This window comes from Agaribacillus sp. DX54, assembly GCF_056858335.1.
This window is the reverse complement of the sequence record NZ_JBXEQE010000001.1, coordinates 556,604-581,934: the sequence shown is the minus strand read 5'-3', so window position 1 is coordinate 581,934 and position 25,331 is coordinate 556,604. Positions and strand designations below refer to the sequence as shown.

The following is a 25,331-nucleotide window of genomic DNA, read 5'->3' as shown; positions in this document are numbered from 1 at the left end:
TGTATAATTGTTAAATTTAGCCGATTCAAGCAGGTTAATGAATTTATTACAAAGTAAATAGCTAATTCCAACAAGAACAACAATCCCATGACCCTAGTCAGTAAAAACATTAAATATCTGAGAAAAAAGCATGGTTATACGCAAGAACAGTTTTCAGAAAAGATTGGTATCAAACGATCTTTGCTGGGAGCCTATGAAGAAGGGCGGGCTGATCCAAGGCTCAATAACCTGATGAATATTGCGAAAGAGTTCAATGTAAGTGTAGACACACTTATCAGTAAAAATGTAGAAACCACACCTGAAACTGCGCTTCATCCCCCGGAACAGTCTGATAAAAACGAGAAATTTAAGGTATTGGCCATCACCACCGACCAGCATGATGAAGAGAATATTGAATTGATACCACAAAAAGCTTCGGCGGGATACTTAAACGGGTATGCCGATCCGGAGTACCTGAAGGAACTGCCAAAATTCCAGCTTCCCTTTCTTCCTAAAAACAGTACCTACCGGGCTTTTGAGGTTACCGGTGACTCCATGCTTCCCCTTGAATCAGGAACGGTGGTAATCGGCAGGTATTTGGAAAGTGTTGCTGATATTGTCAATGGCAGAACCTACGTATTGGTAACGGGAAAAGAAGGCATAGTATACAAACGTGTATTTAACTATGTTGAGGAAAATGGAAAGTTATTTTTGGTTTCTGATAATAAGGTTTATTCCCCCTATGAAATTGAAATTGGTGACGTACTGGAAGTATGGGAAGCCAAAGCATTTATCAGTGTATCTTTCCCTGAACCTGACGGTGAAATGACGCTGGAAAAACTGACTGGGATTGTTATCGATCTTCAACAGGAAGTTATCAAACTCAAAAATCATTAATGTAGGATATATACGTGAAAAAAGTTTTTTTTACAATTTACTTTATTTATTTCGTATCCATGAATGACAAAATGAAAAGGGAAATATGTTACATACCCAGGCCGGCATAATTTCACTGTTTTTTATTCTGAATTTTTCATCTTCAAAATACACCTCTCAGCTCAATGTAGTACGGGAGAATAACATCCATTTCGGAACCAACTCCCGTGTGATCAATGACTATGACCTGCAGTATTATATTGAAATCAGAGATAAAAATATGCAACCCATCGAGGGGTACAACCGACAGACAAAAGATTTCGAGTATTATTTTAAACCATTGGATGTTTATGATTACTGGGGTAAAAAAGGAGAAGAGGATTATTATATCATTCTTAACAAAGCCATTTATCTGATGGAGGAAAAGGTCGATTATTTTACTGAATCATTATTGACCAATGAAGGCTTTATTCAGCAGACACTACCTAAGTACAATATTACCAGGGTGGATGATAAAGAATACCACATCGAGTGCGGCACTTTCGCCCCTGATTTTGACTACAGTCTTGCCTATTTTCAGGCACCTTATACTGACCGACAAATACTTCCTGTAATCGAATATATTAAAAAGCTGAATCCTGAGCTGGGGGTACCCAAAACGCTTACATTGCAGCATAACTACAATTTCGGTAAGGTTTTGTTTCAAAAAACCTCCAAAATGTCCATAGCAGTGTTTGCTTATTATCCCTATGGGGAAAACAGGACATTGGTTTTAAATTACACCCTCAACTACGTACATAATCTTCCCCCCAAAATCATGGGTGGATATAAAATAATGATGCAGGAAATTGTAGAAGGGATGAGAGACCTGGTATTACAAACCAGGAGGGTGTGCAGGCAACGATCTTAATCCAGGTATTTTTTCATCGTTAAAAGCCGGTTTATTTTTCCGGTGCCGGTTCTGGAAAACTCCGGAACACTTATTATTTCACGGGGGGCATGATACGACAATTTCGTTTTTAACAAAGCCTCCAGCTCGTCTTCTTCCCGCTCATCCCCTTCCAGCAACAAAATCAGTTTTTGCCCTAACTTGGCATCTTCCTTCACGCAGATCATAAAATTTTCCTTACGGTCTAATCCAGCCAGTAATGCTTCAATTTTTGACTCCAATTCCTCTAACTGGACTTTGATACCACCGGTATTTACCACATTATCAATTCTGCCAAGCCATTCGAATTCATGCTCATTGATTATTTTCACCCTGTCATTGGTTATTATTTTTTCCCCACCGGTGACCGGTGACTGTATCGTCAGGCATTCTCTGTGATCCTGTCCAATGGTTACCTCCCGTAAAACCTTAAAATACCGGCCCTTGCCAGGTTCGTTTAATTTCTTCAGCGCGATATGAGAAACCGTTTCGGTCATACCATAGGTGGCATAAACAGGTGCTTTTACAATCTGAAGTTTCTGGTTTAAGTGTTTGCCTACCGGCGCCCCGCCTACAATGATCGATTTGGCCTTGTTAAGTGTTCTTACGGAACTTTCGTTTCCCAACAGGTTATCTAACTGCAAAGGCACCAGCGCTATGAAATCGAAATAAACACCTGCTTTAAGATGGGTAAACGGGTTAGAAGCAGGGCTGATAATTGTTAGAGGCATATCCAGTGTCAACGCCCTCACCAGCATCATTTTTCCTCCGATATAATTAGCATTGATACAGGCCAAGGCCGTATCTCCCGCAGTGAGGTGAAGGGCGCGGGCTGTCATTTTCGCACTCTTTTTCATGATATCGCGGTTAATTTCGATGGCTTTCGGCTTGCCCGTAGAACCTGAGGTGTGGATGGTAAATTCTTTCTTTCCTTTCAACCAGGATTGTATGAATTGCAAAGTATCCCTTTCATACGCGTCTTTCCACTTTTCACTTACCCGCATGTGTATGAGGTCGTCAAAAAAAACCTTTTTCCCATTGATTTCAAGATATTTGTTTCCTTCAGACATCCTTTTTATTGCTTAGTGGCACAACATTTTTGACTTTATCATCACAGTAGTTCAGTCGAAAATGACGGTTCTGTTTTTGAAAACAAGAACATTATGCCGGAGATGGTGCCAGATGGCCCGGGACAACACAATCTTTTCAAGATCGCGCCCCTTTCTCATCAGGCTCTGAATGGAGTCCTTATGGCTCACCCTGACCACATCCTGCTCTATCAGCGGACCTTCATCCAGTTCGGTAGTTACATAGTGACTGGAAGCACCAATAATTTTCACGCCTCTGGCATAAGCGGAATGATAAGGTTTTGCCCCCGGAAAAGCAGGCAGAAACGAATGGTGAATGTTAATGATTTTATTGGGATACTCCCGGACGAAGTTTTCCGATAAAATCTGCATATAACGGGCCAGCACGATCAGATCGACTTCATGTTGTTTAAGTAATGATAGCTGATACTGCTCCCGGGCTTGTTTATTGTCACGGTTTATAGAAATATGATAAAATGGAATATCAAACCTGGCTGCAATGTCTGAAAGATGGTCATGGTTGCTAATGATCAGGGGAATTTGAATGCTCCATTCACCGGATTGATATCTCGATAGAATATCGTACAGACAATGGGGATATTTAGAAACAAACACACAGACTTTGGGCTTGGTGCCTTTATAATGGAGCGCCCAGACCATTTGATACCGATCCCCGATTTCCTCTCTGAAACGATCTGAAATTTGCTCCATGGGGATCACAAAACCTTCTAACTCCCACTCCACCCGCATAAAAAATATTTTCTCATGTCCATCGACATGTTCATCCAGGTCGATGATATTGCCCTTATTTCTGCTTAAAAACTCAGTGACCCTGGCAATGATTCCTTTTTGATCAGGGCAATGAATGAGCAATATCGCACTTGGAACAGTTCGATCCATGATAAAACAGGTTGCAGGTCTAACATTGTCGAATTAAGGGAATTTGGGGTATTTATCAAAATCCGGAGCACGTTTTTCCAGGAAGGCATTTTTTCCTTCCTGCGCCTCTTCCATCAAATAAAACATCAAGGTGGCATCACCTGCCAGTTCCATAATCCCCGCTTGTCCGTCGAGTTCGGCGTTCAAGCCTCTTTTAATCATTCTTACAGCCATAGGGCTTCTTTTCATAATGGTCCTGCACCAGGCAACCGTGGTAGCCTCCAGTTCTTTTAGCGGCACAACTTTATTGACCATTCCCATCTTTTCTGCCTCGGCGGCCGTATATTGCTCACATAAAAACCAGATTTCCCTGGCCTTTTTTTGCCCTACATGCCTGGCCAGATAAGAAGATCCGAAACCTGCGTCAAAACTTCCAACCTTGGGCCCGGTCTGGCCAAACCTGGCGTTTTCTGAGGCAATGGTCAGATCACAAACCACATGTAATACATGTCCTCCTCCTATGGCATAGCCGTTAACCATGGCGATGACCGGCTTGGGAAGCGACCGGATACGCTTATGAAGATCAAGTACATTGAGCCTGGGAACCCCGTCTTTTCCTATATATCCCCCCTCACCTTTAACATTCTGGTCGCCACCGGAACAGAAAGCTTTGTCACCGGTTCCAGTCAACACCACCACCCTCACATCCTGCCTTTCTCTGGCCATGTCCATAGCTTCGATCATTTCTATGTTTGTTTCCGGGCGAAAGGCATTATACACTTCAGGCCTGTTGATGGTTATTTTGGCAATTCCATCAAATACTTCAAACTTTATATCCTCGAATTCCTTGACTGTTTTCCATTCAAAACTAGTTTCCATATATTTTTTCTATTGATGATTTAAATTCAGTGAAAAATTTTTTATTAATTTTTTTATCAGTTTCTATTTCAAGTACTTTTGGCTGATTGCCATCTTCAAAGAATCCCTTTAAATGTTTTTGCAAAGATGAAAAATCGTCACAGTAACGATATTCAATGTGAAATTCATCACATAAATGCCTGGCTTTCAGGGGTTGATGCGTCTCAAAGAATTCCTCCAGTTCAGGCTGCCGGTCAGGCCCTTTGATTAAGCCAAAAATACCTCCTGCGTGGTTATTTAAAATAATCACTCTCAGGTTGGAAGGGAGATAATTATTCCAAAAAGCATTCCTGTCATAAAAAAAAGCCATATCACCGGTAACGAGGGTCACTATTTTATCCGTACCCAGGGCACACCCCACTGCCACACTAACACTCCCATCGATACCACTGGTTCCCCGGTTGGCAAAGACTTCCACTCCCTTACCACGAACCCCTAAATAGTTGGCATACCTCACCGGCATACTATTGGCCAAATGTAAAATTGAAGTTTCAGGAATTACCTCGAGTACGGATCTAACTGCGGCAAATTCAGATAAAGTATGGCCGGGGAAATGACTGTCCCAGGACTGCGCAACCATTTGATCCGCATTTTTCCATTGCTTCAGATAGCTTTCTTGTTCTACCATAGCGGGCCCGGATGAGGCGTACCATGCTTTGAAAAACTCAGCGGGAGTAGTTCTGTAAACATCCGTTAGTGATTGAAAAGTATCGGCGACTTCACCACCGGGCTGAATATGCCAGTGCCTGGCGGGGCGGTATTTCCTGAGGTATAATTTTAGCTGTTTGGAAATAACTGATTGGCCGAAAGTTATTAAGAGTTCCGGTGCCAGTTGTGATAATAATGTTTGTTCTTTTATCCCCAGGAACGCGTCCTGATGTATGATGGCATTTTCTAATGATTGACAATTACTAATGACATCGGCGACTACCGGAATGTGGTGGCTGATAGTAAATGATTCCAGAAAAGACAATAGTGACGCATCTGCCCTGCCCTGCCCTGCCACTATCAATGTTTTTTTGAAGGTTTTGAGTTTTTGCTGCAGGATGTTCTTCATTTCATCCGGTAATCCAACTGCCGGATAGTGCTGATCTATCACCCTTATTTCTTGATTGTAGGTTAGTTTTTCATTGGTTTCGGGATAAAAAGGTTCCCGTACAGGCACGTTGATATGCACCGGCCCGGGAGGGAAAGATTGACTCAGATTAATGGCCTCGTTGATCACCCTGTTGATATGCCAATGGGCATCTGCATGGTTGTATGCTACAGGTAAATGGTAGCTTTTCTTCACATGATTGCCATAGATGTCAGGTTGTCGAATGGTTTGCCCGTCCAGTTGGTCTATCCACTCCGGTGGCCGGTCGGCCGTAAGGAGCAATAAAGGCACCTGTTGATAAAATGCCTCTGCCACCGCCGGGCCATAATTGAGGGCGGCAGAGCCGGAGGTGCAAACCAAAACAGTGGGTTTTTCAGACATTTGTGCCATGCCAAGGGCTATGAAAGCTGCCGAACGCTCATCACTTACGGTTTTGACGTCAATAGCGGGGTGCCTGGAAAAAGACAAGGTAAGCGGGGCACACCGGGAACCGGGAGACAGTATCGCATTTAACACCTTTTTTCTGGCGCAAATCTCTGCAATATCAACTATGGGTTGTAAAATCATGGAGTGCCTGTATAAAGCCTCGTAAAAATATAAAACAATTTTCAGGATTTAGAATGAGAAAAAGACTTTGTTCAAGAACAATGCGCCAATACATCATGTCAATGGTATAAGCGTTAACATGTCACCTTCAATGCAATACTTTACGCATTGTCTGGCATTTAAGATGGGTTTCTTCCCACTCCTTTTCAACATCAGAAAATGCCGTAACACCTGCCCCGGCATAAAGTATTGCTTCTTTGTCAAATAATTGCATGCACCGGATATTTACAAACAGATGAGTTTCCTCAAACATATTGACCGGCCCCAAAAAACCACTGAAAAAAGACCTGTCGAAATTTTCATGAGCCAGCAGAAACTGCGTGGCCGGCGCTTTCGGCATGCCACACACCGCAGATGTAGGATGCAACAGTCCAAGCATTACCGTGGCCAGTTGCGGAAAATTAGTGGCAATGGTATCTACCACAAAATCGGTTTTTAAATGGGCCAGTTTGCCTGCACGGGCAGTTCTGGGCCCATATTCCTGATATTCCCTCAGCCTGATTTTTTTGAAGCAATCGATAATGTACCGGCTTACCATCGCTTGCTCTTCGATCTCCTTCTGTCGCCACGCTACTTCCATCAGATCGGTATCATCATCGATTTTCTGAGTACCCGCCAGGGAGACGGTACTAAATTGTTTTGCCTTATTAAAACTTATCAGCTCTTCCGGGGTGGCCCCCATCCAAGTGCCGATACCGGGGACAGAAACTACTGAAACAAGCGCATTAGGATAAAGCTGGCATGCCTTTTCAAAAGCCGCTACCAAATCAAAGCTATCGTCCAGCGTTATCTTTTCCACACGTGCGGGCACAACTTTTGTAAATGCTCCCTGGTTGATCGCCTCTATCGCGCTGTTTACTGTATCGATATAATGTGCCTTACTACTCGAATCGCTCGGTGATGAGGGATTTACATGATAACGAGTTTTAGGAAGAACCGGTTGTATAAAGCTTTCGCCCAGGCTTGCTAACAACTTTTCCAAATCCGGACGGCCATGCACCGAACTATCTAAATAAGGGGCTATGGCCAAATGCTTATTGCGAGTGCTGTAATAAAAATGATTGTTGATGAAAATACTTTGAACACCATTTTTATTGGAGAAAGGGCTTAAAATAAAGCCATCATTTAACTCCTCGAGATCGGCTTTTACATAATTGACCTCACCGGTCAGATCCAGAATCAGGTGTTTTTCCAGTTGCCTGGGCTGGCGCCATAGCGCAATAGATAAACTATTATGAAGTGCAAAATCAAAAAACTTTACGAGTGTTTTATGGCTTTTACCATTAATCAGGTGTTGTTTTATGACTTCCCACTCCTTTAAATGCTCCATACCCTATTTTTTATCTAAAATTGCCATGGTAATCCGGCTGATGCATATGAGTTGATCTTTACTGTTTTCAATTTTGATCTCCCATACGTGCGTGGATTTACCGAGATGAACCGGTCTGGCTGTTCCGTATACATAACCCTCTTTTACTGCCCTGAGGTGATTGGCATTAATTTCCAGGCCTACGCAGAACCGTTTTGTGTCATCCACCATACATGACGAAGCTACACTTCCCAGTGTTTCCGCCAGTGTTACGGAAGCCCCTCCGTGTAACAATCCAAAAGGCTGATGTGTTCGGTGATCAACAGGCATTTTGGCGCTAATAAATGCTTCTCCTATCGCAGTAAATTCAATACCCAAATGCTCCATCATTGTATTTTTATTCAAAGCATTTAGTTGTTCTACAGTAATATTCGGGTTTATCATATATGTTTAATCTAAAAAAAGTTTATTTTGCGCCCAAATTCGCACAAATGTAAATTAAAATTGAAAAGCAAAAAAATATATTTGATTAGGCACGGCCAAACCGATTACAACAAACGGGGCATGGTACAGGGCAGTGGCATCGATGCGCCGCTGAATGAAACCGGTTATCGACAAGCTACGGCTTTTTTTAAGGCCTACAGGGATATCTCTTTTGATAAAATTTACATTTCCACCTTGCAACGTACCCTGCAATCGGTACAGTCTTTCCTCGATCTCGGTATTCCTTATGAAAGATTAAGCGGGTTAAATGAAATTAACTGGGGTGAAAAAGAAGGAATGCCCCTCTCTGAGAAAGACCATGACTATTATCTGAAAGTAACTTCTGCCTGGGAAAGCGGTCAGGTTGACTTGGGTATTGCCGGTGGCGAAAGCCCTTTGGATGTGCAAAGCCGGCAGAAGGTAGCCCTGAAGCACATTATAACCCAAACCGATGAAAAAACCATTCTTATTTGCATGCACGGCAGGGCGATGAGAATACTTTTGTGCGAATTGTTAAATTACCACCTTAGATACATGGACACTTTCCCCCATACTAACCTCGGGCTCTATAAAATCAATTATTCCGGCAAGCGGTTCTCTATTGAATGGACAAATGATATAAGGCATTTGAATGGCTTTACAACTTAGCCGGATCCATCGACCGTTTCAGGCTGATGGGTGACAGATAGTTGAAATACATCAGGTCTTGCGTAGTGCCCCGTTACATCGAAATCCATTTTACTTTTATAAAGATCACGCATATCCAGATCGGCATAGAGAATGCCCTCCTTATTCCATAGCGGGCCTGCGAGTGTTTTTCCCTCCGGGTCAATAATCACACTGCCGCCTTTTGACATGATCTCCGGCTGATTCTGCAGTTCGCCAATGACGGGCAAATCTTCAGGATACATATTCCTGGTTACAAATTGATTGCAGCTTAAAACAAAACACCTGCCCTCTGCAGCAACATGCCGCATGGTGGCCTGCCATAGATCCCTATGGTCTGCAGTAGGTGCCAGATAAACCTGAACCCCCTTCCTGTACATCGACATTCTCGCCAGGGGCATATAGTTCTCCCAGCAAATAAGCCCTCCTAATACCCCGAAATCGGTTTTTACCGTACTCAAAGTACTGCCATCCCCTTCACCCCATATAATTCTTTCTGCAGCAGTGGGTTTCAGTTTTCTGTGTTTTGCCATTAATTCACCCTCAGGGGAAAAATAAAGTAAGGTGCAATATAATGTTCCTCCTTGTAAGGCCTTTTCAATCACACCGATGGCCAGGTATATTTTGTGTTTCCGCGCAATGGCGCCAAGATATTCCATATCCTTGCCAGGAATTTCCAAAGCGTTTTCCCAATACCTGAGCCACAATGCTTTGCCTTCATCGGTCCGGCTTCCTACCACCGTACCAAAAGTAAATCCCCTGGGATAGGCCGGAATAAAAGCCTCCGGAAACAAAACCAGGCGTGCCCCGGTGCCGGCAGCTTCCTCCACCAGCATAGCTGTTTTTTCCAGGGTCTTTCGGAGATTAAAGAGAATAGGGGCCGCCTGGACTACTGCTACCTTAACTGTCTTCATAATATCCGGATATGTATCAGGCGTCAGCTTTCAATGAATCAATCTCAGCGTTTTCAGGCATAGCAAACAGGGATGGATCCGGTGTGTTTTCTTCAAAAACCACATGCTCGAACCTGGCTTCATAACGCTGTTCACCAATTTCACCGGCTGCATACTTGTATCCTTTTATTAGTTTTGGCACCAACAATCCCCCGGCATTTTGCCACTCATGGTAAATGATGGCATTATAGTTTTCGTTGGACTCGCCTGAAAAATAGGTTACCGTATAAAGTAAAAGATACAATTGATGTGTTTCCTGATCAAAGTGGGCTATATAATAATCGCCAGAAGCATCACCTACCCCTTCATCAAATGATATTTTCACCACGTCATAAACTTTTTCATCGATTTCCCTGTCAGGCAGCACCTCATATTTGATACCAGGATCGGCCAAGACAAAAGGGAGTGCGAAAAAGTAAAAGTTTAAATTATGGTAAAACCTGGGGGAGCCTCCACCCATTGCGGCCTTATTGGGTGTAATCCAAACATTTTTGCTGTCATAGCCAATTTTGTAGTCTGGCAGGGTGAGCAGCACCTTCCGGGAGTGCAAATCTGTCACCAGTTGTTCGGTAGTCCCTCGTTTCATTAAAACATAGCTAAGCTGGCCGTATTTTTTCCAAAAATCAATTCCGCCATGGGCCTTGAGCCCAGCTAACAGTTCATCAGGTATATGTTCATACTTCGCTGCATTTTCCGGTTTTTCTCCAGTGGTTTCAGTGACAACGGTGTCTTTGTTTTGCGTTTGACAGCCTATGTTGCCTATAATCAACATCATAGAAAGTCCGATAATATTTTTTTTCATTTCCAGGTGATTAGTGTTTAATTTAAATTTCAATCAAAGTAAACGAACTATGCAAGACTTTGTACTTCAATTACCGGTTATTTCATCAATTAGTCAATGTCGCGACAAAAGAAATTGGCATAATAGTTGAACATTTGGTTGCCTGGATAGTTTTTTTATACTGAAGCTAAAAACATGAAGAATTTCACACTTTATTTAATCCTGCTTGCCGTTACCGCCTCCTGTACGCCTCAGTTGGTTCCGTATTCCGAAAGGCTGCAAAGGGAAACAGGGCTGGATCAGGATCAGTTGAGGCAGGTTCAGTTTTACAACTCCCACAGGATTGTGCTATTCCGGGAATTGGGTAAAAGTACCAGTGAGATAGTTTCCGGAGAAATAAAAATTATCGATGGTAAGCAAATAGAACAAATTGTGATCAACCCGCTTACGCCTGGGGTATTGGTCGACTCTTCCGATGGCAAGCGTTTTGGTATTAGTTTTGAACAAGGCCCGGACAGGTATCTTGTTTTTGGATTAAACCCCGGAAAAGCTGGCACTTACACGATTTTCGCCAGGGACTGGAAAAATAATACCGCAACCATTGACTATGACGGCAAGGAGTTCAAACTTGCTGCCCGGAGTTCCGAGTCAATGCTGTTGGTAAATCTCAAAAAGCTGAATCAATTCAAAGTGCACAGCAGGACCGTGTCGGGTAGGTCTGTCAATTAAATGAGTACAAGACTGGATTAGCCCAAAACAACCCTTAACTTAGTGCCTTTGTGCCTCCGTGTCTTTGTGGTGAAAAATGGTGAACCACAAAGACACCAAGGCACGAAGAGACACCAAGAATTTTGTCGAAAACGTGGTGCAACAGCCACGGGACGCTTGCGCTATTTAAGGCACAAAGTTTTTTTAGACTCCGAGAGACCAGCCCTCTCTGTATTCCCTGTTTACAAATTCATTGGCAAGGTCGAGGTTTGTGATTTTCATAGCCTTACCGTTCCACTCCAATTGCTTACGGCCAGGGTATTCCCAAGGATTCCAGTCGGTAGGTTTTTTTCCTTCTTTCAAAACCCTGTGGTTATAGCTTCTCACAGCGAGGTTACCCATCAATATGATTTCGGTCAGAGGTCCGGCAATATCGAAGTTAGAAACCGGCTTTTCACCACCTTTACAGGCCTTAACCCAGCTTTGGTAATGTCCCTCCTCAATTCGGCGATACTTTGGCTTTGGGGGTTTAAAGTCTTTCATCTTACTGGTTGGCAGTAGCCTTGGGTTGTCACCGTAAGTGTCACACATCAGTTTACCTTCGGTACCTTCGAAAATGACTCCGCCATTCCAATCCCCCATTTGTTCATCACTGCCTAACTCATCGGGACGTTCAGGTCTGATTCCACCATCGTACCATGCCAGTTTTACCGGAGGCATTCCTTTCCTTGCCGGAAAGTCAAAATGAATTTTTGTGGAAGGCGGTATGCTGTCATCATAATTGGCAAGGACAAAATCACGCTCATAAACCGCCGTAACGCTGGCTTCTACCGACGTAGGATAACCCAGTTTAAGGGCTCGGAATACCACATCCACGATATGACAGGCCATGTCCCCCAATGCACCGGTACCATAGTCCCACCATCCTCTCCATTTAAACGGCAGGTAGTCCGGGTGATAATTCCTGAACTTAGCCGGCCCTAACCAAAGATCCCAGTCCAGTGTATCGGGTACTTTGTGATCACCGGCAGGCGTGGCAACACCTTGAGGCCATATAGGCCGGTTGGTCCAGCAATGCACCTTGGTAATATCACCGATCACTCCGGACTCAATCCATTCTACAGTCTTCCAGGTTCCTTCCCCGGAAGCCCCCTGGTTACCCATCTGCGTAACTAATTTATACTTTTTGGCCGTTTCCCTCAGCATTCTCGCCTCGTATACATTGTGGGTCAAAGGTTTTTCCACATAAACGTGTTTGCCCAGGTGCATGGCGGCCATAGCTGCGACAGCATGTGTATGATCCGGGGTAGCGATCGCTACCGCGTCAATGTCTTTTTGTTTCTCCAGCATTACCCTGAAATCCCGGTATCTGGCCGCTTTATTGTACTTTTCAAATGTTTTTGCCGCCCTGGCATCGTCAACATCACAAAGAGCCACTATATTTTCAGTGCCCTCATTATAAACACCTTCCAGGACACCCCAGCCTCTGCCACCGACACCTATACCTGCAATGTTCAACTTGTCACTCGGTGCTACGTACCCTTCTCCGCCGAGCACATAGCGGGGTACAACCATAAAGCCGGCACCGGCCAGTGAAAAATCCCGGATAAATCTACGCCTGTTTACCGGGGATGGTTTATTAGAGTTTGCTTTCATACCAAAAAAGTTAAATTAGGTTCTCACCGTGAAAATAAAACTTTTTTGATGAATAAAATAATTTCATTGCCAAGCACTTTGGAACAAAATTTTTCAAGTAGGCAACATTAAATTAATCCACAAAACAACCAATAAGGCGCCAGCCCGTTTTTTATGATTGAAACTATGAAGTAATGGGTGAAAATAATCATTCCCTGCTTTTTATCCCTGATATTACCGGTTTTACAAATTTTGTGAAGCAAACAGAGATAGAGCATAGCCAACATATTATATCAGAATTGCTGGAATTGATCATTGATTCTAATATAGTGGGTATGGAAGTGGCAGAAGTAGAAGGTGATGCGGTCTTGTTTTTCAAGCACAACTCAGTGCCAGAGCCGGATGAAATTATCAGACAGGTCAAAAAAACATTCCTGGATTTCCATAACCACCTGAGATCTTATGAATCAAAAAGGATCTGCTCCTGTGGTGCTTGTAGTACTGCTATTAATTTGTCCCTTAAATTTATCATTCACATCGGTGAAATAGGTTTTACCTCGGTTAAAGACAAGAAAAAACCATTTGGCGCAGATCTGATCCTGGTGCACCGGTTGTTGAAAAACAATGTGCCTAAAAAGGAATACCTGCTTTTAACCGACTCCTTTCAATCAAATGGCTACCGGATCGGGCCGACAGGCAACGAAGCGTGGCTGGAGTACAAAGAAGGTACTGTGAGCTATGAGCACATGGGTGAAGTTGTGTATCACTATGCCCCCTTACAGCCATTACACCAATGGGTGGAAGACCCTCCGCCGCCGCCCCTTCAGAAAAAAGTGAAAAATCCAATCACCGATCAAATCTTCATTAAGATTCCGGTAGAAACGGTGTTTGAAAAATTAACCAATTTTAATTACAGGCTCGAATGGAACAAGGGGGTTGAAAAGCTCGAATATGAGAAGAACCGGGTCAACCGCATTGGTACCAGGCACCGCTGTGTCATTGGCCGCAATCAGATACTGAATTTCGAAACAACCAGTAACCACTTCGGCGAGGGTAAAATGGTTTATGGGGAAAACATTCTCGATTTACCTGTCGCAAAACAAGCTGCCTTTTACTATATTCTGGCAACTCAAAATGGAGGAACCATGGTATCGGCTGAGATTCATATTCATCCCAAACCTGTCATTGGATGGATCATGCTGCCGGTTTTAAAAAGCAAATTCCGAAAAAATATACGTACACTTTTAGTCCGGTTGAAAGAGGTTTGTGAAAAAACAAATCATCATATGATGGCGGCCGGCTAACGGAAATCAAGGGATCAGAGCCACAATGCGTAAGGGAGCACCGCTGCCACCTTTAATTTTCATAGGTAAAGCAATCACCCAAGCACCTTTAGTCGGCAGTAAATCAAGGTTAGCCACATTTTCAAAGGCCGGTATGTTCTTTTCAAAGAGTATTCTGTGAGTCTCAAATAATTTTGACTGCCCATAATCAATGCTCGGCGTATCGAGGCCAACTGCCTTGATGTTGCGCTGGTTAACCAGCCATTTTGCCGCGGCAGGTGCAATACCCGGGAAATGCAGATTTTGGATACCCTCCAGCCCCGACAACGTGGTGCCCATGTACTTGCTTTTATCAGGCCAGAATTTGCCGTAGCCGGTTTTAAAGAGCAGAATACAATTTTCAGGCAACCGCCCGTTTTCCTTTTCCCAGTTTTCGATATCCTGCCGGGTGATTTGGTAGTCACGGTTATCGAGGCAGTTTCCTGACACATCTATCACCATAGCCTGGCCGTTAAGCTGATCAATATCAATTTGATCCACTGTTTTTTTCCCTTCAGAAAAATGAACCGGCGCGTCCAGATGTGTTCCTCCGTGTTCGGCTGTACTAAATTTGAAGGCGGAATAATAGTAGTCATTATCCGTTTGCCCTTCAAATACAGTATCCAGTTTGAAAGCCTCGGAAGTAGGCCAATAGACCGTTTGATAATCAAAATCATAGGTCAGATCTATCCAGCTTCCGTTGGGAAAAGAAAGTTGTGTTACCTGGTTAATCAGGAATCCTTTATTTTCTTCCTTCCTGTTACAGGCACCCAATGAAGCCCCTAACAATATGAATAAAAAACATTTTTCCATGATCACAAATTTTGCGAAAACCGGTGGAGCGTTAAGTGTTTGACCGAATTTGTTGAAAATTTAATGATTTAATAGCTAAAGACTAAATAAAATCTTAGCTTTGCACCTAAAATATGTAGATGTGAGTCAGAATGAAACAATAACATTGTACGGGCCTTTGCTTTACGCCATTGCTTACAAAATGGTCGGTACTGTTATGGATGCGGAGGATATCGTGCAGGACACCTTTCTGAAATGGTTGAAAACAGAACAAAAAAAGATTAATGATACAAAGGCCTATTTAATTAAATCCGTAACAAATACTTGCCTCAATCATATCAAACAGCTTAATAAAACAAAAGAAAATTTACTGGAAGCCATCAACCACCCTTCCTTTATCGACAAAATTGAATTACCCAATTTTGACCTGAAAAATGAACTTTCCGAAGCTATTAGTGTTATCCTAAAAAAGTTGGAACCGACCGAAAGGGCCGTTTTTATTTTGAGGGAGATTTTTAATTTCGACTATGGCGAGTTGACAGAAATCCTGGATAAAAAGAAAGAACATTGCAGGCAGTTGTTCTGCAGGGCTAAAGAAAAGCTAAATCAGGAAAAAGACCGGTTTCATGTCAATCTCGATGTTCACTCACAATTCGTTGAAAAATTTAAAAGTGCTTGCACGTTCGGTGAAGTGGGAAATTTCATAGACAACCTGAAAAAAGACATCTCCCAAAAATTAAATAACATTTAATCGTAAATTTTTATCACACTTTTGTCACAAACTCAACATTTCGTTGTCTTAACAAAAAAGGGACTTGCTGTCCGGGAAATTAAATTAAGTAAACTCGTAAAAATTGGAGCATGATTGTTATTGCATTTTTCATAGCACACTGGTATTTATCTTTGTTCTTTCAGACATTCTTTTTGCACAGGTACGCTGCCCATAGAGCATTTACCATGTCAAAACCCATGGAAAAAGTATTTTTTGTGTTGACCTGGATTTTTCAAGGATCCAATTATCTGAGTGCCTACGGTTATGGAATTATGCATAGAATGCACCATGCCTATGCTGACACCGAAAATGACCCGCATTCCCCAACCTACGATGAAAGCATCTGGAAAATGATGTGGAAAACTAAAACGATTTATTCAGCTATTGCCAATAAAAAAATGGTGGTTGATCCCAGGTTTACTAAAGATATTCCGGAATGGACATGGTTCGATAAAATGGCCAGGTCATGGCCTTCGAGAATTTTCTGGGGGGGGCTTTATATCCTTTTCTATGTGCAATTTGCCACACACTGGTGGATGTATTTATTATTGCCCATTCAATTTGCCGTTTCTCCCATACATGGAGCGATCATCAACTGGTTTGCGCACAAGTATGGCTACAGAAATTTTGAAACGAAAGACACATCAAGGAATTTTCTGCCATTTGATTTTCTGATGATGGGTGAAAGTTATCACAACAACCACCACAAAAACGGTGGCAGCCCCAATTTTGGTGGGATCAGATGGCATGAAATCGATCCTACCTATCAATTCATAAAGCTTTTTAACTTTTTGGGAATTATTAAAATGAGAAAGGGCAAAAGCGTTAATGCGGATTTTCCGGAAAGAATAGCTGCCTGACAGCTTTTGGGTGCTTCCTGTTCCCTTTCATCTTGTTGAGGGTACCTTATCATGCGTTTGTTTTACCAGCCTAATATTGATGCGGGTGACACTTTTCTCGATACCGATGAATCGGGTCACTGCGTCAAAGCGCTGAGGTTAAAACAGGGAGACCTTATCTATGTTGCTGACGGAAAAGGAAGCATTTATACCTGCAGGCTTACAAGGCCCGACCCGGGAAAAAGTTTTTTCGAAATCGTTGAAAGAAAACAGGAACCGGCTAAAACTTATTTTATTCACATAGCCATCGCCCCGACAAAAAACCTCGACAGGCTGGAATGGTTTGTAGAAAAATCAGTAGAACTGGGCATCGATAAGATTTCGCCTATCTTATGCCGGACATCAGAAAGAAAGACGCTCCGGACTGATCGTCTGCAAAGAAAGGCAATCAGTGCCATGAAGCAATCCCTGAAATCCAGGACACCTGAAATTTCGGAGCCGATACCATTTTCTGACCTCCTGGCACACCATGCAGAATCCGAAAAATATATCGCCTACCTGGATGATTTACCGAGTCCCCACTTAATCAATCTGGCAAAAAAAGACGGACAATACCTCGTCTTAATCGGTCCTGAAGGTGATTTTAGCAGCGAAGAAGTAACCAATGCCACCAGACTTGGCTTTCAGACTGTCAGTCTGGGAAACCACAGGCTAAGAACAGAGACAGCAGGTATTGCGGCCTGTCATATTTTAAATTTGATAAACGAGGCCAGTCTGTAATCGCTGATGTTGCACAACTCAAACATGGGCCTTTATTTTTATTTTATCGGCGAAAACCTCTGTGTCTCTTTGTGTCTTGGTGCCTTTGTGGTGAAAAATGGTTAACCACAAAGGCACCAAGACACAAAGAGACACAGAGGGTGGTGAGAATTTTGGGGTGTGCCAGGGCCACCTCCGGCTAGCGATGTCGATGCACTTCGTAATCCTCTGTAACCGCTACTGAAATACGGTTGATCATTTCGGTCCTTGATATCGTTAAAAACCGGGAAGTGATCCTGTCAACGATATTTATAACAGTATCATGGTCCACCACCAGCGAATCTTCGCTTTGAAATAAAGTATCGGGATTAAAAAGGTAAAGTAATGTGTCAGTAACAGGAAGATCACTTTGGTTGATTACTTCCCAGTATCCGTCCAGTATCTTGTCTTCCTCGCATGAGTCGTCAAACACCAGGATGTTGGCAGTCTCTCCGGTGCCCTGGGTAAATATCAATTCATTTTCCAACTGACAACCATCGATTATAACCTGCTGACCGTCAATTTTCTTGCTTATCAGATTCCAGCTTTTGGTGCTGTCACTTGCCAAAAGCCTTTCGATTTGTGCCGGGGTAAACTGTATTTCAGAATCGTCTTCATCCCTACAAGTAACCAGCAAAAGGCCACCTGCAAGCCATAGAAAAGTAAAAAAAACATTAAAAACACGAAAGTGGTGACTAAAAACTTGCATAAAATATTATCAGTAACTGGGCTTAAATATAGTTGATTCGACCATAAAACGATGAATCGGCCATAATTATTAAGAAAACCAAAAATTTAACCTTACTGGAAACCTTCGTAATGGCACCTTGTCATTGAATCAAATTTTATACCGAAGAAAATTGACTTCACGTTATGAAACTTCTGCTAAAAATACTTTTTATAATCGCATTTACGTGGCTTATCTCCAGTGTTATTGGCCAAAACTTTACACAAACAGTGCGCGGTAAAGTTGTTGACCAGCAATCCGGCTCTTCGATCATCGGTGCTAATGTTATAATTATCGGTACTGATCCTTTGCTGGGCGCTATCACAGATGCCGGGGGAAATTTCAGGATTACACCGGTACCTGTAGGCAGGCATAACCTGAAGATAACCTACATAGGCTATGAAGAAAGCAACATGCCGGAGTTATTGGTAGGGTCAGGAAAGGAAGTAATACTGAACATTGAATTGCGGGAGTCATTTGTGCAGATGGAAGAAATTGTGATTAAGGCATCGAGGTACCCAATCCCAATCATTTTGCCGACGAATGAACATCGGCATAAGATACCAAAGAAACAAGCCAAAGCATGCAAGTATCATAGCCCTCAACATACAAAATTTTACCGGAAGATATAATGTACCGGAAGCGTTTTACGATGCAGACGCCATGGCTATCCGGACGGATGAGCAGCTTGGTTTATTTCCAAATTTAAGTTACCGGATAGAATTCTGAAAAACTAAGACATAAGAAGGTGTTGTTACTGGTTTATCTTTTACTGAAAAAAACCTCGATGCTAATCCTGAAGTTCCGGGCGTCCTTCCGCCTGACAGGCAGGGGATCCTCAATAGGTTTTTGTCATCGTTGAAGGTATCACCGGAATAAAATCAGCAACACCTTCATTTTTTGCTTTGAGAGCGTCTGCACGGGCCTGTTCCGCAGAGGCGATCGTCAGCATATTCAATTCCGGATTAAGCTCCTTCAGGTACCAGCCGGTTATTCGTGAAACAGGAAACTTCATAACCACAGCATATTTTAAAAAAGTTTAGGTCGGGAACCTGACAAATGATAAGATTGTTTGGATTACAAAAACCCATCTTTCGTACTTTTCAGTTATTACAGGTATAAATCAGTTATTACCGATAAAAAAGAAAGAATGTCAGATATATCCTATTTAGAAACCACAAAAAATATTTACAAAGAAGCCGCCAAAAATCCTGATATAGGCCTGTGCTGCACCACCACACCAGTCTGGCAACTGCCGGCTCTGGAAGTTCCGAAAATTATGTTGGACATGAATTACGGTTGCGGAAGCACGGTTAACCCCAGGGACCTGGTAAATAATCCCACCGTTTTATATGTAGGAGTGGGTGGAGGCATGGAATTGTTGCAGTTTTCATATTTCAACAGAACCCCCGGTGGCACCATAGGCATCGATGTAGTCGAAGAAATGCTGGAAGCTTCAAAAACAAATTTCAAAGAGGCGGAAAAGCTGAATCCCTGGTTCAATGCTGAATTTATCGACCTGAGAAGGGGCGATGCCCTGCATCTGCCTATAGAAGATAGCACCATCGATGTGGCGGCGCAAAACTGCCTTTTCAATATATTTAAACCCGAAGATATGAAGCAGGCACTCAGGGAAATGTATCGGGTGCTAAAACCTAACGGCAGGTTGGTACTTTCTGACCCTATCTGCGAGACACCCATGTCGGATAGTCTCAGGAATGACGAAAGATTGAGGGCCATGTGCCTGACAGGGGCCATTCCATTAAATGCATATATCCGGTTAATTACCGATTGCGGTTTCGGCACTGTTGAAATCAGGGCCAAAAGGCCTTACCGCGTCCTGTCACCCAATCAGTACAATACGAAAGAGCTGGTCATTATTGAGAGCGTCGAAGTTTGTGCGATCAAAGACCCGACGCCCGATGATGGTCCCTGTGTTTTTACGGGAAAAACCGCTATCTACTTTGGAGATCAGGAGTATTTTGATGATGGAAAAGGCCATGTACTCTTGCCAAACATGCCGCTGGCAGTGTGTGACAAAACCGCCGGCGCCCTGGCAGCATTGGACCGAAAAGATATATTTACCTCCGATTCCACCTACTTTTATGATGGCGGCGGGTGTTGCTAACCATTTCACCCGGGATTTGTGGTGGGCCTGTACAGGGTGAAATCGGCACCCGAGATTTTTGGGAGACCCGGGCCCGGTACATTGTCGATAGCTATAAAGGTTATTTTCAAAAAGGTCCCGATCTTCAGGACTATGAGCAGAAAATGAAACTGGTAAGCAGCATGCTCAAAGACGACTTTCATTACGGTTTTGGAGATGTTCAGTATTTTGCAATGCTCCATCGACTTAAACCGCTATATCACGAACGGCAGCACGAATGATCCTTAAGTGCAGAAGAAAATAACATACTGTCCGGAGCAGTGAATTTCCTTACTATTGAAAAATCAGATTTTACTATCGGTGGTGCAAGTGGAAGATCCTATTTTTGGGATGATCGGTCAGGGGCATTAAAGCAGGCTAATTATTAATTTTGACATTTAACGCAGCTTTCATTGCAAATTTTCTAACTTTAGTCCCAGCGCAAGGCTCAAATCTATCATATTGCTATTCTTACAAATATTCAAATGATTAGTGGGTAATCATCCGTTACAATTGACTAATTTTGCGGAAAAATTCTGCGAGAAGCACTTATTCCAATGAAAAATAAGAAGTATTTCGTCATAGATTTTGACAGCACCTTCACCAAAGTGGAAGCCCTGGACGTACTGGGAGAAATATCTTTGAAGACCAATGATCAAAAAGATACCATACTGGAAGAAATCAAGGCGATTACTGACCGCTGTATGGAGGGGGAGCTATCATTCAGGCAGTCTTTGAACGAACGCATTAAGTTGCTGGAAGCTAAAAAAGATCACATCGAAGACTTAATTACCCGTTTAAAAGAGAAAGTCTCCACCTCCTTTAAGAGAAACAAAGAATTTTTCTCAGAACACGCCGACCGTATCTACATTATTTCTAACGGATTCAGTGATTTTATTGTCCCCATTGTAACAGACTATGGCGTTAAGAAAGAAAATGTATTTGCGAACAAATTTGAATTCGACGCAGAAGGCAACATTGTGGGTTTTGATCCCAGCAATGAGTTGTCCTCAAACAATGGAAAAGTCGAGGTAATAAAAAAGTTGAAACTGGCCGGGGAAGTATACGTCATTGGAGACGGTTATAATGACTACGAAATTAAAGCAGGCGGTCTGGCCAATATGTTTTATGCCTTTACGGAAAATGTCGAAAGGACACCGGTTTTACAAAAAGCAGATCATATCGCTCCGAGTTTGGACGAAGTTTTATATGTTAACAAAATGAATACAGCCCTATCCTACCCCAAAAACAGAATTAAGGTATTGTTACTCGAAAATATACACCCGGATGCCGTTAGAATTTTAAAGGAAGAAGGCTATACCGTGGAAAAACATCCAACTGGACTGGATGAAGATGAACTGTGTGAAAAAGTCAGGGATGTTTCTGTTTTAGGGATCAGGTCCAAAACCCAGGTGACCAAAAAAGTCCTGGAAAGTGCCAATCGCCTGATCGCCATTGGTGCCTTCTGCATCGGTACTAACCAGATCGATCTCGAAGAAGCCCTGAAAAACGGGGTCACAGTTTTTAACGCCCCTTACAGTAACACCCGCTCAGTAGTGGAACTGGCTATTGCTGAAATCATTTTGTTGATGAGGAATTTACCTGATAAAATGATGTTAATGCATCAGGGTAAATGGGATAAATCTGCCAGGGACAGCTATGAAATCAGAGGAAAAAAAATTGGCATTATCGGCTATGGTAACATTGGTTCCCAGTTATCTGTTCTGGCGGAAAATATGGGAATGGACGTGTATTACTATGACCTGGTAGACAGGCTCACGCTTGGGAATGCCACTAAATGCAACTCCCTCGATGAGTTGCTGTCTCTGTCTGATGTGATCAGCCTGCATGTCGACGGACGAAAGGAAAACAAAAACTTCATTAGTGATCCTCAGTTTGAAAAGATGAAGGACGGGGTAATTTTTCTGAACCTCAGCCGGGGCCAGGTGGTGGACATTGAAGCACTGAAAAAAAACATTTTAAGCGGCAAAGTCAGGGGTACGGCAATTGATGTGTTTCCCGAGGAGCCCAAAAGCAACAAAGATGAATTAAAGACGGCGTTAAAGGGACTTCCCAATACCTTGCTTACGCCTCATATAGGAGGGAGCACCTTGGAAGCACAGGTCAACATTGCCCATTTTGTACCTGGGCAGATTATGGATTACATGAATACGGGAAGCACTACCAACAGTGTAAACTTTCCAAATGTAAGACTACCGGAATTCAAAAATGCGCATCGTTTGATACATATTCATCATAATATGCCTGGCATTTTGGCAAAGATCAACAACATTCTCGCTGAATTTGAAACGAACATCGTTGGCCAGTATTTGAAGACCAATGAAACGATTGGTTACGTCATCACCGACATCGACAAGGCTTACAACAAGGAGGTCATTAAAAAAATGAAGGCCATCGAGGGTACCATCTGGTTCCGTGTCCTTTACTAATTCGTACCCCGGAACCCTTCTCCTTTGTGCCTTCGTGTCTTGGTGGTGAAAAATGGTGAACCACAAAGGCACCAAGACACAAAGAGGCACTAAGGGATTCAGGTGGCTAATGCTCCTTAAACCATTTTAAGATGTAGGCCACCTTGGTAATCAAATTGCTCGGACGCCGGGCAATGCCGTGAGAAGCTCCCGGAATTCTGACCATGGCAGATTCTACTTTTAGCAATTTCAGTGCCTGATAATATTGTTCCGTTTCGGACATGGGAGTACGGTAATCAACCTCTCCTGTCAGCAGCATCGTGGGAGTAGTCACATTTTTCACCAAAGAAATCGGAGACCTTTTCAGGTAATGCTCACTATGATCCCAGGGCAATCCGGGAAACCAATATTTATAGAAAAAATTGTAGCCATCCGAGGTAAGCACAAAGCTGTACCAGTTGATTACCGGCTTGGCTACCACTGCCGCCTTAAAACGATTGGTTTTTCCAACGATCCAGGCTGTCAATACACCGCCACCGCTACCCCCTGTTACATATAGCTTCCGGTCATCTATAAAACCTTTTTTAATCATTTCATCAACGCCCGACATTAAATCATCATAATCTTCACCAGGATAATTATGATGGATCAGATTACCAAACTCCCCACCATAACCGGTACTTCCCCTGGGGTTGATATACAACACCACATAACCGGCAGCCGCATACAGTTGCATCTCGGTGGAAAACCTGTCCCCATAGTTGGCAAAGGGTCCACCATGTATCTCCAGGATCAGTGGATATTTTTTGGAGGGATCAAAACCGGGAGGGGTGATATACCAGCCCTGAATTTCGCGCTGGTCGTGGGAAGAAGGGTATTTTATTTCCTCGACCTTTCCCAATTGTTTAAAACCGAATAAGTCGTCATTCAGGTTCGTGAGGGTTTTTACTTTGCCACTTTTATCACCAACCGCCACATCTGCCGGATGATATGGAGTGGTTTGTGTAAAGGCAAAACTTCCATTATCAGCCAGGGAAAAAGCACCACCACTATAAGGTCTCCCCAAAGATAAACCTCCTACATTGGCTGTTAGCTGTTGCAACTTTCCGGACATAGAAATACTGGCCAGCTTTGTATTACCCTGGTCATCGTACAGAAAATAAATACTTTTGCCATCCGCACTCCACCTCGGTGCCTCAATATCTCTATCAAGCGAACCGGTCAATAACCTTGCGTTAGTGCCATCCGCATTCATTACATACAGTTTGGTCACCTGATAGCCCTGGTATTGGTCATCAAATCCCAGATAAGCGATTTGCTTCCCAGATGGCGATACCAAAGGATACCTGTCCGGACCTTTCCTGCGGGTCAGTGCCTTGATTTCACCCGTGGCAATGCTGACCTGGTAAATTTCCGAATTTAGTGGTTCCAGTTCCCAGTCTTTATTTCTGTTGGAAGAAAACAACAAAGATTTACTATCATTTGTCCAGGAAATCGGACCGGAGTGGTTGTAGTTTCCGGAAGTGATCTGCCTTGGCGTCCCTCCCTGCACGGGCAGTATAAAAACATGTGTATGACCAGGCTCCAGGAAACCACTTCCATCGGACCGGTAAATAAGTTGATCGATGTATTTTGCTGCCGGCGCCCAGCTAGCCCCTTTAGGTTTTGCTGGCATGGTTGGTAAGGCCTGATTTTTTGCAGGAACGAACATGGTGAAGGCAATCCAACGGCCATCAGGTGACCAGCTAAGACTACCAGGGCTCCCGATCAGGTTTGTCAGCCTGGCGGTTTGTCCGGTATCCATCCACCGCAGGTATACCTGCGTACTGCCATTATTATTTGAAAGGTACAGCAGTTTTTTTCCATCCGGAGACCATCGTGGTGAATAATCATTCGGGTTACCGGTAGTCAAAGGCCGGTTATCAGCCCCTTCAAAATCGGTGATCCATAAATCAGATTTTACCCGGTCGTCCATTATATCCATAAAATTTCTGGCATAGACGATTTGCTTGCCATCCGGTGATATCTGTGGACCGGAAGCGTACTCAAGCTGAAAAACATCATCATAGTTGAACGGCTGGTTGGTCTGACCTGAAGTAACACAGGCCCATGAGAGGGAAATCATAAACAAGGTATAAAAAAATGCTTTCATGGTAAGATAGTTTTAATAGGATTACCTCACGAAGATAATAAATCATGACGGACCATCGAGGTTTTAAGTAAATAAAGAGAGGCGGAAAGGAAAGAAATAAAAATTAAAAAAGCCCCACAAGAGCCCAAAGGTTTAAATTTAAACCCCTAAAAGACAAGATTTAGGCTATCCGTGCATCGCAACAATCCACTGTTATCCTGCAATACCATAGGTATTACGAGGCCCCGACAAGTCAGGGTGAGGCCCGGTTTTGAAGACGAAGTCACCCGTTATTTCTAAATTGTTAGGTTTAAAAAAACTGTCCAGACTCAAGTGGGATATCTTTCTGAATTTTTTTAAAACCCGGTTCTTGATTACAAAGCTAGCGCATTTGTATCTATTCAAGAAATATTTTACAAGTTAAACCATACATGGTGACCCAATTACCGTAAATAGTTTTGGAAACTATT

Annotated in this window: 25 protein-coding genes; 12 read left to right on the top strand and 13 right to left on the bottom strand. The window is 43.0% G+C overall.

Annotated features, from left to right (window positions below; all coding sequences use genetic code 11):
* The first annotated feature begins 87 nt into the window (after positions 1-87).
* Both AC04NP_RS02395 and AC04NP_RS02390 read left to right on the top strand, forming a co-directional pair.
* Positions 88-876, top strand: coding sequence for an XRE family transcriptional regulator (locus AC04NP_RS02395; protein WP_482857717.1), 789 nt, complete (start codon positions 88-90; stop codon positions 874-876).
* Between the two features lie 85 nt (positions 877-961).
* Entirely contained in the window at positions 962-1,765 is an 804-nt protein-coding gene (locus AC04NP_RS02390) for a hypothetical protein (protein WP_482857715.1), read from the top strand.
* Here the strand turns inward: AC04NP_RS02390 and AC04NP_RS02385 are convergent.
* From AC04NP_RS02385 to AC04NP_RS02360, 6 genes are all read right to left on the bottom strand, one after another.
* On the bottom strand, positions 1,762-2,853 hold the full coding sequence (locus tag AC04NP_RS02385) for an AMP-binding protein (protein WP_482857713.1): 1,092 nt from the start codon (positions 2,851-2,853) through the stop codon (positions 1,762-1,764). The two genes, AC04NP_RS02390 and AC04NP_RS02385, sit on opposite strands and share 4 nt — an antisense overlap.
* Before the next feature lie 51 nt (positions 2,854-2,904).
* Positions 2,905-3,771, bottom strand: coding sequence for a formyltetrahydrofolate deformylase (gene purU / locus AC04NP_RS02380; RefSeq protein WP_482857712.1), 867 nt, complete (start codon positions 3,769-3,771; stop codon positions 2,905-2,907).
* 33 nt (positions 3,772-3,804) lie between these two features.
* A complete protein-coding gene (gene menB / locus AC04NP_RS02375) occupies positions 3,805-4,629 on the bottom strand; it encodes a 1,4-dihydroxy-2-naphthoyl-CoA synthase (protein WP_482857711.1) in 825 nt (274 codons plus the stop codon).
* Positions 4,619-6,331, bottom strand: coding sequence for a 2-succinyl-5-enolpyruvyl-6-hydroxy-3-cyclohexene-1-carboxylic-acid synthase (menD, locus tag AC04NP_RS02370; RefSeq protein ID WP_482857710.1), 1,713 nt, complete (start codon positions 6,329-6,331; stop codon positions 4,619-4,621). The genes menB and menD overlap by 11 nt, the downstream gene beginning before the upstream one ends.
* A 127-nt stretch (positions 6,332-6,458) precedes the next feature.
* On the bottom strand, positions 6,459-7,700 hold the full coding sequence (locus tag AC04NP_RS02365) for a chorismate-binding protein (protein WP_482857708.1): 1,242 nt from the start codon (positions 7,698-7,700) through the stop codon (positions 6,459-6,461).
* A 3-nt stretch (positions 7,701-7,703) separates the two neighbouring features.
* Positions 7,704-8,123, bottom strand: a complete 420-nt coding sequence (locus AC04NP_RS02360; protein WP_482857707.1) for a hotdog fold thioesterase — start codon at positions 8,121-8,123, stop codon at positions 7,704-7,706.
* A gap of 81 nt (positions 8,124-8,204) precedes the next feature.
* Here AC04NP_RS02360 and AC04NP_RS02355 point away from each other — a divergent pair, with 81 nt between their 5' ends.
* A complete protein-coding gene (locus tag AC04NP_RS02355; RefSeq protein WP_482857706.1) occupies positions 8,205-8,810 on the top strand; it encodes a histidine phosphatase family protein in 606 nt (201 codons plus the stop codon).
* Here the strand turns inward: AC04NP_RS02355 and AC04NP_RS02350 are convergent.
* A complete protein-coding gene (locus tag AC04NP_RS02350) occupies positions 8,807-9,742 on the bottom strand; it encodes a carbon-nitrogen hydrolase family protein (protein ID WP_482857705.1) in 936 nt (311 codons plus the stop codon). The two genes, AC04NP_RS02355 and AC04NP_RS02350, sit on opposite strands and share 4 nt — an antisense overlap.
* Positions 9,743-9,758: 16 nt before the next feature.
* Entirely contained in the window at positions 9,759-10,583 is an 825-nt protein-coding gene (locus AC04NP_RS02345) for a DUF6503 family protein (RefSeq protein WP_482857704.1), read from the bottom strand.
* Positions 10,584-10,757: 174 nt separating this feature from the next.
* On the opposite strand from AC04NP_RS02345, the gene AC04NP_RS02340 reads away from it, so the two are divergent.
* Entirely contained in the window at positions 10,758-11,291 is a 534-nt protein-coding gene (locus AC04NP_RS02340) for a hypothetical protein (protein ID WP_482857702.1), read from the top strand.
* Positions 11,292-11,474: 183 nt separating this feature from the next.
* Here the strand turns inward: AC04NP_RS02340 and AC04NP_RS02335 are convergent, their stop codons facing one another.
* Positions 11,475-12,926: a Gfo/Idh/MocA family protein gene (locus AC04NP_RS02335; RefSeq protein WP_482857701.1), complete on the bottom strand. Its 1,452-nt coding sequence runs from the start codon at positions 12,924-12,926 to the stop codon at positions 11,475-11,477.
* Positions 12,927-13,099: 173 nt separating this feature from the next.
* Between AC04NP_RS02335 and AC04NP_RS02330 the strand changes: the two genes are divergently transcribed.
* Entirely contained in the window at positions 13,100-14,209 is a 1,110-nt protein-coding gene (locus AC04NP_RS02330; RefSeq protein WP_482857700.1) for a DUF2652 domain-containing protein, read from the top strand.
* Positions 14,210-14,215: 6 nt separating this feature from the next.
* On the opposite strand, the gene AC04NP_RS02325 is transcribed toward AC04NP_RS02330, so the two are convergent.
* Positions 14,216-15,040, bottom strand: a complete 825-nt coding sequence (locus tag AC04NP_RS02325; protein WP_482857699.1) for a cyclase family protein — start codon at positions 15,038-15,040, stop codon at positions 14,216-14,218.
* Between the two features lie 100 nt (positions 15,041-15,140).
* Between AC04NP_RS02325 and AC04NP_RS02320 the strand changes: the two genes are divergently transcribed.
* The 3 genes from AC04NP_RS02320 to AC04NP_RS02310 all read left to right on the top strand — a co-directional run bounded on the left by AC04NP_RS02320 (position 15,141) and on the right by AC04NP_RS02310 (position 17,410).
* Complete coding sequence (locus AC04NP_RS02320; protein WP_482857698.1) at positions 15,141-15,770, top strand: sigma-70 family RNA polymerase sigma factor; 630 nt, start codon at positions 15,141-15,143, stop codon at positions 15,768-15,770.
* Positions 15,771-15,880: 110 nt separating this feature from the next.
* A complete protein-coding gene (locus tag AC04NP_RS02315) occupies positions 15,881-16,651 on the top strand; it encodes an acyl-CoA desaturase (RefSeq protein ID WP_482857697.1) in 771 nt (256 codons plus the stop codon).
* Between the two features lie 51 nt (positions 16,652-16,702).
* Positions 16,703-17,410 (top strand): 16S rRNA (uracil(1498)-N(3))-methyltransferase, encoded by a 708-nt coding sequence (locus tag AC04NP_RS02310; protein WP_482857696.1) that lies wholly within the window; start codon positions 16,703-16,705, stop codon positions 17,408-17,410.
* Between the two features lie 178 nt (positions 17,411-17,588).
* On the opposite strand, the gene AC04NP_RS02305 is transcribed toward AC04NP_RS02310, so the two are convergent.
* The gene (locus AC04NP_RS02305; RefSeq protein WP_482857695.1) at positions 17,589-18,137 is read right to left on the bottom strand and encodes a hypothetical protein; all 549 of its coding nucleotides are present in this window, start codon (positions 18,135-18,137) and stop codon (positions 17,589-17,591) included.
* A gap of 164 nt (positions 18,138-18,301) precedes the next feature.
* Here AC04NP_RS02305 and AC04NP_RS02300 point away from each other — a divergent pair, with 164 nt between their 5' ends.
* Positions 18,302-18,787, top strand: a complete 486-nt coding sequence (locus AC04NP_RS02300; RefSeq protein ID WP_482857693.1) for a carboxypeptidase-like regulatory domain-containing protein — start codon at positions 18,302-18,304, stop codon at positions 18,785-18,787.
* Between the two features lie 206 nt (positions 18,788-18,993).
* Here the strand turns inward: AC04NP_RS02300 and AC04NP_RS02295 are convergent, their stop codons facing one another.
* On the bottom strand, positions 18,994-19,170 hold the full coding sequence (locus tag AC04NP_RS02295; protein ID WP_482857692.1) for a hypothetical protein: 177 nt from the start codon (positions 19,168-19,170) through the stop codon (positions 18,994-18,996).
* Between the two features lie 135 nt (positions 19,171-19,305).
* On the opposite strand from AC04NP_RS02295, the gene arsM reads away from it, so the two are divergent.
* From arsM to serA, 3 genes are all read left to right on the top strand, one after another.
* Positions 19,306-20,283: an arsenosugar biosynthesis arsenite methyltransferase ArsM gene (arsM, locus tag AC04NP_RS02290; protein WP_482857691.1), complete on the top strand. Its 978-nt coding sequence runs from the start codon at positions 19,306-19,308 to the stop codon at positions 20,281-20,283.
* On the top strand, positions 20,274-20,543 hold the full coding sequence (locus AC04NP_RS02285; protein WP_482857690.1) for a hypothetical protein: 270 nt from the start codon (positions 20,274-20,276) through the stop codon (positions 20,541-20,543). The genes arsM and AC04NP_RS02285 overlap by 10 nt, the downstream gene beginning before the upstream one ends.
* 315 nt (positions 20,544-20,858) lie before the next feature.
* Positions 20,859-22,751: a phosphoglycerate dehydrogenase gene (serA, locus tag AC04NP_RS02280; RefSeq protein ID WP_482857689.1), complete on the top strand. Its 1,893-nt coding sequence runs from the start codon at positions 20,859-20,861 to the stop codon at positions 22,749-22,751.
* Between the two features lie 106 nt (positions 22,752-22,857).
* Here serA and AC04NP_RS02275 read toward each other — a convergent pair whose 3' ends face one another.
* Complete coding sequence (locus AC04NP_RS02275) at positions 22,858-24,882, bottom strand: prolyl oligopeptidase family serine peptidase (RefSeq protein WP_482857688.1); 2,025 nt, start codon at positions 24,880-24,882, stop codon at positions 22,858-22,860.
* Between the last annotated feature and the right edge of the window lie 449 nt (positions 24,883-25,331).

What these genes read in the sequence shown, in the direction of transcription:
- menD (WP_482857710.1), bottom strand. Translation starts at nt 6,331, where the DNA reads ATGATTTTACAACCCATAGTTGATATTGCAGAGATTTGCGCCAGAAAA.
- AC04NP_RS02360 (WP_482857707.1), bottom strand. Translation starts at nt 8,123, where the DNA reads ATGATAAACCCGAATATTACTGTAGAACAACTAAATGCTTTGAATAAA.
- AC04NP_RS02300 (WP_482857693.1), top strand. Translation starts at nt 18,302, where the DNA reads ATGAAACTTCTGCTAAAAATACTTTTTATAATCGCATTTACGTGGCTT.
- AC04NP_RS02395 (WP_482857717.1), top strand. Translation starts at nt 88, where the DNA reads ATGACCCTAGTCAGTAAAAACATTAAATATCTGAGAAAAAAGCATGGT.
- AC04NP_RS02365 (WP_482857708.1), bottom strand. Translation starts at nt 7,700, where the DNA reads ATGGAGCATTTAAAGGAGTGGGAAGTCATAAAACAACACCTGATTAAT.
- menB (WP_482857711.1), bottom strand. Translation starts at nt 4,629, where the DNA reads ATGGAAACTAGTTTTGAATGGAAAACAGTCAAGGAATTCGAGGATATA.
- AC04NP_RS02305 (WP_482857695.1), bottom strand. Translation starts at nt 18,137, where the DNA reads ATGCAAGTTTTTAGTCACCACTTTCGTGTTTTTAATGTTTTTTTTACT.
- AC04NP_RS02345 (WP_482857704.1), bottom strand. Translation starts at nt 10,583, where the DNA reads ATGAAAAAAAATATTATCGGACTTTCTATGATGTTGATTATAGGCAAC.
- AC04NP_RS02275 (WP_482857688.1), bottom strand. Translation starts at nt 24,882, where the DNA reads ATGAAAGCATTTTTTTATACCTTGTTTATGATTTCCCTCTCATGGGCC.
- AC04NP_RS02350 (WP_482857705.1), bottom strand. Translation starts at nt 9,742, where the DNA reads ATGAAGACAGTTAAGGTAGCAGTAGTCCAGGCGGCCCCTATTCTCTTT.
- AC04NP_RS02385 (WP_482857713.1), bottom strand. Translation starts at nt 2,853, where the DNA reads ATGTCTGAAGGAAACAAATATCTTGAAATCAATGGGAAAAAGGTTTTT.
- AC04NP_RS02340 (WP_482857702.1), top strand. Translation starts at nt 10,758, where the DNA reads ATGAAGAATTTCACACTTTATTTAATCCTGCTTGCCGTTACCGCCTCC.
- AC04NP_RS02295 (WP_482857692.1), bottom strand. Translation starts at nt 19,170, where the DNA reads ATGAAGTTTCCTGTTTCACGAATAACCGGCTGGTACCTGAAGGAGCTT.
- AC04NP_RS02315 (WP_482857697.1), top strand. Translation starts at nt 15,881, where the DNA reads ATGATTGTTATTGCATTTTTCATAGCACACTGGTATTTATCTTTGTTC.
- AC04NP_RS02390 (WP_482857715.1), top strand. Translation starts at nt 962, where the DNA reads ATGTTACATACCCAGGCCGGCATAATTTCACTGTTTTTTATTCTGAAT.
- AC04NP_RS02325 (WP_482857699.1), bottom strand. Translation starts at nt 15,040, where the DNA reads ATGGAAAAATGTTTTTTATTCATATTGTTAGGGGCTTCATTGGGTGCC.
- serA (WP_482857689.1), top strand. Translation starts at nt 20,859, where the DNA reads ATGAAAAATAAGAAGTATTTCGTCATAGATTTTGACAGCACCTTCACC.
- purU (WP_482857712.1), bottom strand. Translation starts at nt 3,771, where the DNA reads ATGGATCGAACTGTTCCAAGTGCGATATTGCTCATTCATTGCCCTGAT.
- arsM (WP_482857691.1), top strand. Translation starts at nt 19,306, where the DNA reads ATGTCAGATATATCCTATTTAGAAACCACAAAAAATATTTACAAAGAA.
- AC04NP_RS02310 (WP_482857696.1), top strand. Translation starts at nt 16,703, where the DNA reads ATGCGTTTGTTTTACCAGCCTAATATTGATGCGGGTGACACTTTTCTC.
- AC04NP_RS02330 (WP_482857700.1), top strand. Translation starts at nt 13,100, where the DNA reads ATGGGTGAAAATAATCATTCCCTGCTTTTTATCCCTGATATTACCGGT.
- AC04NP_RS02335 (WP_482857701.1), bottom strand. Translation starts at nt 12,926, where the DNA reads ATGAAAGCAAACTCTAATAAACCATCCCCGGTAAACAGGCGTAGATTT.